Origin of the sequence: Pseudobutyrivibrio ruminis CF1b (genome assembly GCF_000424005.1) — a bacterium.
Lineage (GTDB): Bacteria > Bacillota > Clostridia > Lachnospirales > Lachnospiraceae > Pseudobutyrivibrio > Pseudobutyrivibrio ruminis_C.
Map to the genome: position 1 here is coordinate 817,654 of NZ_AUJB01000008.1, position 12,734 is coordinate 830,387.

Genomic DNA, 12,734 nt, shown 5'->3' on the forward strand with positions numbered 1-12,734 from the left:
TGATTTTATGGCAGAACATGATTTTCAAAATGCAATTGCTAAAATCAAGGTTCCGATGCTTATATTAGACCAGAAATGGCACAGACTCTTTGCTCTAGGTGGAAAGCCAGACGATGTAAAAGAGCTTGAAAATAAAGAAAGTGAGCTTCTCAAAAGAGACGCAGAGCTTAAAAAGGAACTTAAAGATTTAAAGAAAGTCAAGGAAAGTCTTATGGCTTCCGTCATGGAAAACATGGAAGGTACATCAGATCTTGTTTCAAAAAAGCTTGATGACGATAAGAGACTTTTGGAAGAATGCAATGAGAGAATCGCTGCTGCTGAGGATGAGCAAAAAGATTTACCAGGTGAGACTGATCAGGTTAATAGAGACCTTATGATGGCTACCATGGATTATTGCTATGATAAGCTCAGAACCAATTCTTCTGAAGCTGAGGAAATCACTAATTGGATTAAAGACATCAGAGTACAGCTTAAGAAAAACGTTATTAGAAAGCATAATCGCGAGATAAATAATAAAGAGATTTATTCATACATGCACGATGTATTTGGCATGGAGGTTTTAAATCTGTTTGATATGCAAAATGGAGATTTCTATATTGGCATAGCTGATGATAAGATTTCAGAAGGTCACACCAAGAAATCTACAGATGCAGAGGTGGCAGATTTATCTAAAGTTGATTTGGAAGAAGTTGATTTAGATGCAGTTTCAAAAGAGACTAGAGAGTCTGAAGAAACTGAAGTCGAAGACAGTCCAGCCGAATCTGAATAATCTATGAATTTTTAAAGACTAAGCTATATAAAGTTTAGTCTTTTTTTTACGATTATGGTAAAATATAAGTCGTGAAACATATTGTTTTCGAAAGGAGAAACTAATGGACGACGGGTCGAATCCCTATATTTTTATAGTTCTTCTGGCTATTCTTGTTATAGCCGAACTTATAGCAATAATTATCTTATATCGCAAATCAAAACAGGAGAACGTTACAGAAGAGGATGTAATATCCCTTGTAAACGAAGGCCATGAAGATGGCAATATTTTAGCCTCAGAAGCCGCTATGATTCAGAATATTTTTGAATTTTCAGATACTGATGTTAAAGATATTATGACTCACCGAAAAAACATCGTGGCTATTGATGGAGAGCTTACTTTAAGAGAGGCAATTTCCTTTATCAATGATAACAACATGAGCCGTTATCCTGTATATTTAGAGGATTTGGATAATATTATAGGCATCTTACATATCAAAGACATTCTCATGTATTTTGATAAGGATGTTGATAATGTAAAAATAAAGGACCTTCAGGATTTAATGTCCGTTGCGGAATTTGTTCCTGAGACTCATGGTATAAACACACTGTTTGCCAAAATGCAGTCTAAAAAGCGACATATGGTCATTGTGATGGATGAATATGGTCAGGTTTCAGGTATTTTATCCCTTGAAGATATTTTGGAAGAGATAGTTGGAAATATAGAGGATGAACACGATGAAGAAGAAGCTTCCATAGAGATTCGTACTGCTGATTCATTTATGATGGATGGCAGCACTACCTTAGAGGAAGTGGAAGAGATTCTTGGAATGAATCTTTCAGAAGATTATGAGACTCTCAATGGATATTTGATTTCTCTTCTAGGTAAGATTCCGGATGACGGCTCCAGCTTCAAGCTTGAGGACGACAATTTTACATATTATGTAAAAAATGTCTCAGAAAAGGTTATCGGACAAGTATATGTTCGTAGGAAACGCCACGTTGAATAACAGATTGTTATTTGATATAATTTTTTGAGATTTTAAAATAAGAAAAGAGGTATATAAATATATGTCAGGACATTCAAAATTTGCTAATATTAAGCACAAAAAAGAAAAGAATGATGCTGCAAAGGGTAAGATTTTTACAATTATCGGTCGTGAGATTGCCGTAGCAGTTAAGGAGGGCGGTCCAGATCCTAATAATAATTCAAAGCTTCGTGATGTTATCGCTAAGGCTAAGGCTAACAACGTTCCTAATGCTACTATCGAAAGTGGTATTAAGAAAGCAGCTGGTAACGCTGACGCTGTAAACTATGAATCAGTTACATACGAAGGATACGGTCCTAACGGTACAGCTATTATCGTAGATTGCCTTACAGACAACCGTAACCGTACAGCAGCTAACGTTCGTAACGCTTTCACAAAGGGTGGCGGAAGCATCGGTACTCCAGGTTGCGTATCTTTCATGTTCGATAACAGAGGTCAGATCATCGTTTCTAAGGAAGAGTGCTCTATGGAAGCTGATGATTTAATGATGGTTGCACTTGATGCAGGCGCAGAGGATTTCTCTGAGGAAGAGGATTGCTTCGAGATTTACACTACACCAGAGGATTTCTCTAAGGTTAGAGAAGCTCTTGAGGCTGAGAATATTCCTATGGCAGATGCTGAGGTTACAATGATTCCTCAGACATATGTTGAGCTCACAGACGAGCAGGATTTATACAAGATTAATAAGATTCTTGATCTTCTTGATGAAGATGATGACGTGCAGAACGTTTATCACAATTGGGACGAGTAATGTAGTTTTACTATAAAATATGCGGGGTTAAAAACTAATGAACAAAATTTTATTTGCGTCTAGTGAATGCGTACCATTTGTAAAGACCGGAGGTTTGGCTGACGTTTGTGGTGCACTGCCAAAGGAATTTTGTAAGGATTATTTTGATGTCAGAGTAGTTTTACCATATTACACATTCATTCCTGAGAAATATAAAAAGGATTTCAGATACCTTACCAGTTTTCAGATGAATATGGGACCACTTGTTGGCACAAAATACGTTGGTGTTTTTGAGTATGAATTAGATGGTGTTACTTTTTACTTTATAGACAATCATGATTACTTTGATTGTTTCTATCCTTACTCAGAGGATAGATGGGACCTTGAAAAGTTTATTTTCTTTGATAAGGCTGTTCTTTCAATGCTTCCACTTATTGGATATCAGCCTAATCTTATTCACTGCCATGACTGGCAGACTGGTTTTATTCCAGTATATTTAAAGACAGATTTCCAGGGAGATCAGTTCTTCTGGGGTATGAAATCTGTTATGACTATTCATAATCTTAAGTTCCAGGGAATGTGGGACACTAAGACTGTATCTGGTATTTCAGGCCTTCCAATGGATTTATTTACTCCAGATAAGCTTGAGTACAAGAAATGCGGAAACATGCTTAAGGGCGGTTTAGTATATGCTGATTACATCACTACAGTTTCTTCAAACTACTGTGATGAGATTCAGACTCCATACTATGGTGAGGGCCTTGATGGTCTTCTTAGAGCCCGTCATTACGACATGCAGGGTATTGTAAATGGTATTGATAATGTTGTTTACGACCCAGCTACAGATTCTAAGATTTTTAAGAATTACGATGTTTCCAACTTCAGAAAGAATAAGAAAATCAACAAGACTAAGCTCCAGCAGGAGTTAGGATTAGATGTAGACCCTAAGAAATACATGATTGGTCTTATTTCAAGACTTACAGATCAAAAGGGATTAGATCTTATCAATTACTGTATTGAAGGTATCGTAGATGACTTCACACAGCTTGTTGTAATCGGTACTGGCGAATCTAAATATGAGAACATGTTTAGACACTACGCATGGAAGTACCCAGAGAAGATTTCTGCAAACATCAGCTATGATGATGCTATGGCTCACAGACTTTATGCAGCAGCGGATGCATTCCTTATGCCATCCAGATTTGAGCCATGTGGATTGACTCAGTTGATTTCTTTCAGATATGGAACTGTACCAATCGTTCGTGAGACTGGTGGTTTAAAGGATACAGTAGAAGCATACAATGAATACATGAAGACAGGTGATGGATTCTCATTTGCAAATTATAACGGAGATGAGCTTCTTAACACTGTTAATTACAGTAAATTTGTATTCTTCGATAAAAAAGCTCAATGGAATAAAATGGTTGAGCGTGGTATGAATAAAAATTATTCTTGGTCCGTACAAAAGGAAAAATACGAAAATATTTACAACTATCTTATTGGTTGATAAATACAAGCTTAAAAAGAGAATAGTTTTTGCTATTCTCTTTTTGATGATTTGTAGTTATTTTAGTATAATTACAAACAGCGAAGAATAATTGGATGAGGTTTTATTTTGGCAACAAAAGGGAAGAATAGTTCTAGAAAAAAATCTAATACCAGGTCAAGGACCGGGGGCTCATCTAAGAGAGCTTCCACCAGGAAAAAGACTACTAGAAAAGTTAAAGACGAAGTAGAATTTGAGGATCCATTCTTCGAGGATTCTTCAAAAGAGATTGTTTTATGGTCTTCAATAGCACTTTGTATTTTGCTTTGCATTAGTAATTTTGGACTTGGCGGTGTTGCTGGTAATGCTGTTGCCGATTTTCTATTTGGAGTTTTCGGCATTATTCAGTATGTCCTGCCTTTCATGGTTGCATTTTCAGCATTTTTTATAATTTCAAATTACGGTAACAGAGTAGCAATTGCAAAAGTAATTGCTGGTTTTGTTTTGCTTATGTTCGCAAGCGCTTTTGTAGAGCTGATACTTAATGGTCAAAACATTTTGCGACCACTTGATGCCTTTTCTTTTGCCAAGGAAAAGCATTACGGCGGCGGATTAGTTGGTGGCGGTATTGTTTTTGGCATCAATGACAGTTTTGGTCTCTTTGGCGCATATTTAATCGTACTGATTGCAATGATTGTTTGTACTATTATCATCATTGAGCGTTTTGCTTTTGACAGAGTACAGCAGTCTTCAAGATATCATGCTGACAGAGCGGCAGAAAAACGCCGTGTTCGCAGAGAACGTCAGCTTATGGAAAGAGAAGCTAATCAGACTCGCTTTAATAATGACAGAAGAGCGATTATTGATAAAATCCAGCAGGATAGGGAAGCGGAGCTTCAGCAGATGAAGCAGACCGAGGGAAATCGCAGAGACAGAAGATTTTCCGGTGTTACATCAAACACCACACTTATGCCTGACCACACTGAAGCAGCTATGAGTGCTGACGGTGTCAATGAAATAAGATTCAATCTTGCCGAAGGCGAAGAAGATATGGAAATCACCAAAACCAGCAGGCATCGTTTAAGAAGCGGGGACAAGCGTTCAAAGAGCGCCCACGCCTTTAGTGAAGCTGAGCCTGTTGTTCAGGAAGTTATTCCGGAGGATGTTCCACTTAATAAGCCTGTCGAACCTAAAAAGAGAGGCATTTCCTTTAAGGGAGCGGCTCTTATGGAGGCTGAACAGGAGGCTGAAGGTCTTAGAGCAGAGCAGGAGGCGGAGCCTGTACGTCACGCCAAAGCTTCTGTCGCCAGTGCAGATGAAATTGAAAATTCTTCAGAGAGTTTACGCGCATCAATAGATGCAGATAAAAAGAAACCTAAGAAGCCTTATAGATATCCACCTCTTACACTTCTTAAAGATGCTAAGAAAAATGGTGGAGATTCAAAGGAATATCTTACAGAAATGGCGAATAAGCTTGAGACCGCTCTGAGCAGCTTTGGTGTTCAGGCTAAGGTTACTGAGGTCACACTTGGCCCTTCAGTTACCAGATATGAGCTTGAGATTGCTGTGGGTACCCGTGTATCAAAAGTTGTTAACCTTGCTGATGATATCAAGCTTAATCTTGCTGTTACTGATGTTCGTATAGAGGCACCTATCCCTGGCAAATCAGCTATTGGTATTGAAGTACCTAATAAAGTTAAATCAATGGTTGGCTTTAAAGAACTTGTTTCATCCAAGGACTTTAAGAACGCTAAATCAAAGATTTCATTCTGCGTAGGTAAAGATATTGCAGGCAGTGTTATTGTTGGAAATATCGAAAAGATGCCTCATTTGCTTATTGCCGGAGCCACAGGTTCAGGTAAATCAGTTTGTATCAACACAATCATAATGAGTATGCTTTATCATGCCAGCCCGGATGATGTAAAGATGATCATGGTTGACCCTAAGATGGTAGAGCTCTCAGTATATAACGGCATTCCACATCTGTTACTTCCTGTTATCACAGATCCAAAGAAAGCTGCTGGTGCTTTGCATTGGGCAGTTAAGGAGATGACAGACAGATATGAGCTTCTTGCTCTTGCAGGGGTTCGAAATATCGAAGGCTTCAATGAAAAGGTAGAGTCAAATTCTTTACCAGATGAGGTTCCTGAAAACAGACGTGATAAGATGCCTAAGATAGTTATAATCTTAGATGAGGTTGCAGATCTTATGATGGTCGCAGCTGCTGACGTAGAAGATTCCATTGTTCGTCTTGCACAGCTGGCCCGTGCTGCAGGTATTCATCTCATTATAGCTACTCAGAAGCCTACAGTTAATGTTATTACAGGTTTGATCAAGGCAAATGTACCATCCAGAATTGCCTTTTCAGTATCCAGCGGTAATGATTCACGAGTTATTCTTGATATGAATGGCGCGGAAGATTTGCTGGGTAATGGTGATATGCTTTATTATCCTCAGAATCTATCTAAACCAGTTAGAATTCAGGGAGCATTTGTAAGTGATGATGAAGTAAGCGCTGTTGTTGATTTCCTTAAGAACAACAACGAGCCTGCAGAAGATAATTCAGAAATAGAGTTACAAATTCAAAACTCTGAGACAAGTTCAGGTGCAGTGAGCATCTCCGGGGAGCCGGATAATTCCCGAGATCCACTTTTCGCTGAAGCTGGACGTCTTGTTATAGAAAATCAAAAGGGTTCTATTGGCTATCTGCAAAGAAATTTCAGGATTGGCTTTAACAGAGCAGCCCGTATTATGGATCAGCTGGCAGAAGCCGGCGTTGTTGGTCCGGAAATGGGCACAAAGCCTCGAGAGATTCGAATGGCAATATCAGAGTTTGAAGAACTAATAAATGCATAGTAAAGGGAGTTTGTAAATGAAGTCAGACATTCAAATCGCACAGGAAGCAAAGATGGTTCACATTAAGGAGGTTGCTTCATCCTTAAATATTCAGGAGGATGATCTTGAGCTTTACGGCAAGTACAAAGCAAAATTCTCAGATGAGCTGTTAAGCAAAATTGAAAGCAACAAGAATGGAAAGCTCGTTCTTGTAACTGCAATCAATCCTACACCTGCTGGTGAGGGAAAAACAACTACATCAGTAGGTCTTGGCCAGGCCATGGGCGTTCTTGGTAAGAAAGCCTGCCTTGCTCTCAGAGAGCCATCTTTAGGACCTTGTTTTGGAATTAAAGGTGGTGCTGCTGGTGGCGGATACGCCCAGGTAGTTCCTATGGAGGATCTTAACCTCCACTTTACAGGTGATTTCCATGCTATTACATCTGCTAATAATTTATTGGCTGCAATGCTTGATAATCATATTCAGCAGGGTAATTCTCTTGGAATTGATCCACGTCAGATTGTGTGGAAGAGATGTCTCGACATGAATGACAGAGCTCTTAGAAATATCGTTGTAGGTTTAGGCTCAAAGATGGATGGAATGGTTCGTGAGGATCATTTTGTTATCACCGTAGCATCAGAAATCATGGCTATCCTTTGCCTTGCAGATGATATGCATGATTTAAAGAAGAGACTTGGAAGAATCATCGTAGCATATTCTTTCGATGGCAAACCAGTTACAGCTGATGATTTACAGGCTACTGGTGCTATGGCAGCCCTTCTTAAGGATGCTCTCAAGCCAAACCTTATTCAGACACTTGAACATACACCAGCTATTGTTCACGGTGGTCCATTTGCTAATATTGCCCATGGATGTAACTCAGTTCGTGCTACAAAGGCTTCTATGAAGCTTGCTGATATCACAATCACTGAGGCTGGTTTTGGCGCTGACCTTGGTGCTGAGAAGTTCTTTGATATTAAGTGCAGAATGGCTGGTCTTAAGCCAGATGCTGTAGTTCTTGTAGCTACAGTTCGTGCTCTTAAATACAATGGTGGCGTACCAAAGGCAGAGCTTACAACAGAAAATCTTGATGCTTTAAAGAAGGGTATTGTTAACCTTGAAAAGCACATTGAAAACTTACAGAAGTACGGTGTACCAGTAGTTGTTACACTTAATTCTTTTGTTACTGATACTCAGGCTGAGACAGATTTCGTTCGTGATTTCTGCCAGGAGAGAGGATGTGAGTTCGCTCTTTCAGAGGTTTGGGAAAAAGGTGGCGAAGGCGGCGTAGAGCTTGCCAAGAAGGTTCTTTATGTTCTTGAAAATAAGGAAAGCAACTTCAAGCCACTTTACGAAGATTCTTTATCACTTAAAGATAAGATTAAGACAGTTGCTACAGAGATTTATGGTGCTGATGACGTTACATATTCTCCAGCTGCTGAGAAGGAACTTAAGAGAATTGAAGAGCTTGGCATGGGTAATTTCCCTGTATGTATGGCTAAGACTCAGTATTCTCTTTCAGATGACCAGACAAAACTTGGTCGCCCAGAAGGCTTTACTGTTAACGTAAGAGAAGTATATGCTTCTGCAGGCGCTGGTTTTGTTGTAGCGGTTACTGGTAGTATAATGACTATGCCAGGTCTTCCAAAACAGCCAGCAGCTAATAATATTGACGTTACAGACGACGGAGTAATTACAGGACTTTTCTAATATGAATTGTAAAAAATGCGGAGCTGAAATTGAATCAGGATTCTTATACTGCCCAAAATGTGGGGAGTCTATTCAGCTTGTGCCAAATTACGATGTAGTAGAAGAAGAGCTTCTTTCCAGAGTGGTAGAAGACAAGGATAAAGCAAAGAATAATCGCTTTGCTACCGGCGTTTATAAGCCTGTTAAGGTTGAAACAAATAAACAACAGCAAACAGAAAAGAAAACTTCCAGCCCTAGTGCTTTAAGTAGAAATAAAGATTTCTTTATAAAGCTTGCTGTATTTCTTGGAATAGTAATATTAGGACTGATTATCATCATTCCATTACTTGGAAGTCATTCCTACGATAATGTTATGAATAGTGCCATTGCTGCTGAAAGCGATTCACAATACGCTAAAGCACTGGGCTTATACCAGGAAGCCTATGAAATTGATAATGCATCTTTTGAGGCCGTGTATGGCCTTGGAAGAATGTATTACAAAGTCAAGGAATATGATAAAGCCATCGAATACCTTACCATAGCATTAGAAGAGGACAGTACCAACAAAAAAATATACACTTTGTTGTTGGATTCATATTCATCTACTGGAGATATGGATAGCATCTATAAACTCCAGAGCAAAGCTCCAAATCAGGAGATTCTGGCCCTGTTTGATGCATATGTTGTGCAGCCACCAGAATTTAGTGATTTAGGTGGAGACTACGATGAAGATGTTTATCTGGTACTTACAAGCAGCAAAGGAAATCAGATTTTCTATACCTTAGATGGCAAGAATCCTACAACTTCAGGAAAGCTGTTTTCTAAGACAATCAAACTTGAAGAGGGAGTAACAGAGGTGAAAGCTGTATCTCTGAGTTCTTCTGGAGATTATTCTGAGGTGGTTAGCGAAACCTACAATATTGTTCATCCATCCCTTGGCACTCCAGTGGTGAGCCCTAACGGCGGCACATATACTCAGCAGGAATATATTACAGTTACAGTACCAGAGGGATGTAAGGCATATTATACCTGGGATGGAACAGATCCATCAGAAGTTGGTATTTTATACACAGATCCTTTCCCTATCCTAAAAGGTGCCAGTGTTCTTACTGTTGTAATTGTCGATAGCAAGGGAAACACCAGCCCATTGTATCGTGGGGATTATATTTATAATCCTTGATAATGTTCACAGTTTTTTCACATTTAGTACTTTATTTATACATAATTTATTAGTAATATAAGCCTATCTCATTAAGAGATACATTTTTCATAACATTATTCTCCCTTTTAAAAGACACGTCACCGCAGGCGTGTCTTTTTATTTTATCTATAGTTTATATAAACCACTAAATCTATGTGATTCTATTGTTAAATCCTACTAAATGTTCTAAAATATAATTCATGAATGTTAAAATTCTTTGTGTAGGAAAAATCAAAGAAAAATTCTATAGAGATGCTATAGATGAATATGTTAAAAGGCTTTCAAAATACTGTTCAGTCACTATTACAGAAGTACCTGATGAGAAGACATCAGAGAATGCTTCTGGCACAGAAATCGACATAGTGAAAGACAAAGAAGGAGAAAGACTTTTAAAACATATCAGCGAAAGAGATTATGTTATCGCCTTGGCTATTTTAGGAAAGCAGATGGATTCCGTTACTTTCTCTAAATTTATCGAGGATTTGGGAATCCAGGGGAGAAGTTCATTAGTTTTTGTTATCGGAGGTTCACTTGGACTTTCTGATAATGTCCTTAAAAGATCTGATTTCCAAATATCTTTTTCAAAGATGACTTTCCCACATCAGCTTATGCGAGTTATTTTATCAGAGCAAATTTATAGGGCTATGCGTATTATGAAAAACGAGCCTTATCACAAATAAATATTATAGAGGTATTTTTCTATGAGAATGTATGATTTGATTGAAAAGAAAAAATTAGGACAGGAGCTATCTACAGAGGAGATTTATCATATTATCGATGGATACACAAAGGGTGATATCCCTGATTATCAGATATCAGCTCTTTTAATGGCCATCTACTTCAACGGTATGAACGTGAGAGAAAGATATGACCTCACTATGGCTATGCGTGATTCTGGAGATATTCTTGATTTATCATCTATCGATGGAGTTAAGATTGATAAGCACTCTACAGGTGGTGTGGGCGACAAGGTTACTCTTGTACTTGGACCTATCATCGCATCTATCGGCGTTCCAGTAGCAAAGATGAGCGGTAGAGGTCTTGGCCACACTGGTGGTACTATCGATAAGCTTGAGGCTTTTCCAGGATTTAACGCCGAACTTTCAGATGACCAGTTTATTAATCAGGTTAACAGCATCAAGATTGCCGTTACAGGCCAGTCTAAGAATTTAGCTCCTGCTGACAAGAAACTTTACGCTCTTAGAGACGTTACAGCTACTGTTGATGAGATTTCACTTATCACCGGTTCAATTATGTCTAAGAAGCTTGCCGCTGGTACAGATGCCATCGTTTTAGATGTAACTGTAGGCGACGGTGCTTTCATGAAGAATAAGGAATCTGCTTTAGAGCTTGCCAAGTCAATGGTTGATATTGGAAAGCGCGCAGACAAGAAGATTGCTGCAGTTCTTACAAATATGGACGAGCCTTTAGGATATGCCATTGGTAATGATTTAGAGGTTATCGAGGCTATTGATGCTCTTAACGGCAAGGGACCAGAGGATTTAATGACTGTTGTTTATGAGCTTGGCTCACAGATGATTGTTTTCTCTGGCATCGAGACAGATAAGGCTAAGGCAAAAGAGCTTATGAAGGAAGCCGTTGCTTCTGGAAAGGCATTTGATAAATTCGTTGAATTCATCGATGCTCAGGGTGGCGATTCTTCGTACGCTAAAGATACTAATAAATTTAAGCCAGCTACACATATCATTCCTGTAAATGCAGAAGCAGATGGATACGTTCACGCTATCAAAGCTGAGGCTATTGGTCTTGCTTCAATGTCACTTGGCGGTGGCCGCGAGACATTTGATGATGTGATTGATATGGCTGTTGGTATTGTATTAAATAAAAAGGTTGGAGACGAAATCAAAAAAGGTGAGCCTATTTGCTATATTCATGCAAATGATCAGGGTAAAATTGCTCACGCAGAAGAGATGATTAGAAATGCCACTGTTATCTCTCCTGAGAAATGCAATCACATGGATTTGATTATTGATATTGTAGAATAGTATGGATGAATTTACTTTAAATATCAGTATTCCCTCTGACCATATAGACAATATTTTTGGTCAGTTCGACAGAAACATTAAATCTATCGAAAATGGCATGAATATCTCTTTTATTCTTAGAGATGATGCCATCAAGCTGATAGGTGACAAAAAGAGAGTAGAACACGGTAAAATCATTATCGATGAACTTTTAGCTCTTTCAGAAAAAGGGAATATTATCACAGCACAGGATGTAAACTACGTTATGTCTATTGAAAAAGAAAAAATTGAAAGTCATGATGTGTCTGAAGCGAGAGGTGAAATTATTTGTCATACCACCACAGGCAAGCCTGTAGCGCCAAAGACACTTGGTCAGAAAAAATATGTGGACGCCATCAGCAATAACATGATTGTTTTTGGTGTTGGTCCTGCCGGTACAGGTAAGACATATCTTGCCATGGCAAAGGCAATTACTGCTTTTAAAAATGAAGAGGTTTCCAGAATCATTCTTACCAGACCAGCTATTGAAGCAGGTGAGAAGCTGGGATTCCTTCCTGGAGATCTTCAGAGCAAAGTTGACCCATATTTGCGTCCATTATACGATGCGCTTTATCAGATAATGGGAGCTGAGGCATTCCAGAGAAACATGGAAAAGGGACTTATCGAGGTAGCACCTCTTGCTTACATGAGAGGACGTACACTTGATAATTCTTTCATCATTCTTGATGAAGCTCAGAACACTACACCAGCTCAGATGAAGATGTTTCTTACACGAATTGGTTTTGGTTCAAAAGCAGTTATCACTGGTGATCAGACTCAGAAGGATTTACCAAACGGTCAAAAATCCGGTCTTGATGACGCCATGAAAGTTCTTAAAAATATTGATGATATAAAGATTTGTACATTAGATTCAAAGGATGTTGTTAGACACCCACTTGTACAAAAGATAGTTAACGCATACGAAACACACGAGAAAAAATTACAAAACAAAAATAAAAGGGCAAAATAAAAAGG

General features: G+C 38.6%; 10 protein-coding genes. All 10 read left to right on the forward strand.

All coding sequences use genetic code 11. The features are described from left to right. Window positions 1-7 precede the first annotated feature (7 nt). The 10 genes from G592_RS15790 to G592_RS0106135 all read left to right on the forward strand — a co-directional run bounded on the left by G592_RS15790 (window position 8) and on the right by G592_RS0106135 (window position 12,729). Window positions 8-769 carry a hypothetical protein gene (locus tag G592_RS15790; protein ID WP_051194777.1) on the forward strand — a complete coding sequence of 254 codons (762 nt, stop codon included), beginning with the start codon at window positions 8-10 and terminating at the stop codon, window positions 767-769. 103 nt (window positions 770-872) lie between these two features. After that, complete coding sequence (locus G592_RS0106095) at window positions 873-1,757, forward strand: hemolysin family protein (RefSeq protein WP_028247039.1); 885 nt, start codon at window positions 873-875, stop codon at window positions 1,755-1,757. Window positions 1,758-1,818: 61 nt separating this feature from the next. After that, entirely contained in the window at window positions 1,819-2,547 is a 729-nt protein-coding gene (locus tag G592_RS0106100; protein WP_028247040.1) for a YebC/PmpR family DNA-binding transcriptional regulator, read from the forward strand. A gap of 37 nt (window positions 2,548-2,584) precedes the next feature. Continuing rightward, window positions 2,585-4,033 (forward strand): glycogen synthase, encoded by a 1,449-nt coding sequence (locus G592_RS0106105; RefSeq protein WP_028247041.1) that lies wholly within the window; start codon window positions 2,585-2,587, stop codon window positions 4,031-4,033. 108 nt (window positions 4,034-4,141) lie between these two features. Further along, window positions 4,142-6,868: an FtsK/SpoIIIE family DNA translocase gene (locus G592_RS15795; RefSeq protein ID WP_036951836.1), complete on the forward strand. Its 2,727-nt coding sequence runs from the start codon at window positions 4,142-4,144 to the stop codon at window positions 6,866-6,868. Window positions 6,869-6,884: 16 nt separating this feature from the next. Further along, entirely contained in the window at window positions 6,885-8,555 is a 1,671-nt protein-coding gene (locus G592_RS0106115) for a formate--tetrahydrofolate ligase (RefSeq protein WP_028247042.1), read from the forward strand. A 1-nt stretch (window position 8,556) separates the two neighbouring features. Then, window positions 8,557-9,714 carry a chitobiase/beta-hexosaminidase C-terminal domain-containing protein gene (locus tag G592_RS15800; RefSeq protein WP_036951839.1) on the forward strand — a complete coding sequence of 386 codons (1,158 nt, stop codon included), beginning with the start codon at window positions 8,557-8,559 and terminating at the stop codon, window positions 9,712-9,714. 221 nt (window positions 9,715-9,935) lie between these two features. Then, on the forward strand, window positions 9,936-10,415 hold the full coding sequence (gene rlmH, locus G592_RS0106125) for a 23S rRNA (pseudouridine(1915)-N(3))-methyltransferase RlmH (RefSeq protein WP_028247043.1): 480 nt from the start codon (window positions 9,936-9,938) through the stop codon (window positions 10,413-10,415). A 21-nt stretch (window positions 10,416-10,436) separates the two neighbouring features. After that, complete coding sequence (locus G592_RS0106130; RefSeq protein ID WP_028247044.1) at window positions 10,437-11,741, forward strand: pyrimidine-nucleoside phosphorylase; 1,305 nt, start codon at window positions 10,437-10,439, stop codon at window positions 11,739-11,741. 1 nt (window position 11,742) lies between these two features. Continuing rightward, entirely contained in the window at window positions 11,743-12,729 is a 987-nt protein-coding gene (locus G592_RS0106135; protein ID WP_028247045.1) for a PhoH family protein, read from the forward strand. Window positions 12,730-12,734 lie beyond the last annotated feature (5 nt).

Bases quoted from the DNA above. Each gene is read 5' to 3' on its own strand.
- G592_RS0106130 (WP_028247044.1), top strand. From the start codon at position 10,437: ATGAGAATGTATGATTTGATTGAAAAGAAAAAATTAGGACAGGAGCTA.
- G592_RS0106100 (WP_028247040.1), top strand. From the start codon at position 1,819: ATGTCAGGACATTCAAAATTTGCTAATATTAAGCACAAAAAAGAAAAG.
- G592_RS0106135 (WP_028247045.1), top strand. From the start codon at position 11,743: ATGGATGAATTTACTTTAAATATCAGTATTCCCTCTGACCATATAGAC.
- G592_RS0106115 (WP_028247042.1), top strand. From the start codon at position 6,885: ATGAAGTCAGACATTCAAATCGCACAGGAAGCAAAGATGGTTCACATT.
- G592_RS0106095 (WP_028247039.1), top strand. From the start codon at position 873: ATGGACGACGGGTCGAATCCCTATATTTTTATAGTTCTTCTGGCTATT.
- rlmH (WP_028247043.1), top strand. From the start codon at position 9,936: ATGAATGTTAAAATTCTTTGTGTAGGAAAAATCAAAGAAAAATTCTAT.
- G592_RS0106105 (WP_028247041.1), top strand. From the start codon at position 2,585: ATGAACAAAATTTTATTTGCGTCTAGTGAATGCGTACCATTTGTAAAG.
- G592_RS15790 (WP_051194777.1), top strand. From the start codon at position 8: ATGGCAGAACATGATTTTCAAAATGCAATTGCTAAAATCAAGGTTCCG.
- G592_RS15800 (WP_036951839.1), top strand. From the start codon at position 8,557: ATGAATTGTAAAAAATGCGGAGCTGAAATTGAATCAGGATTCTTATAC.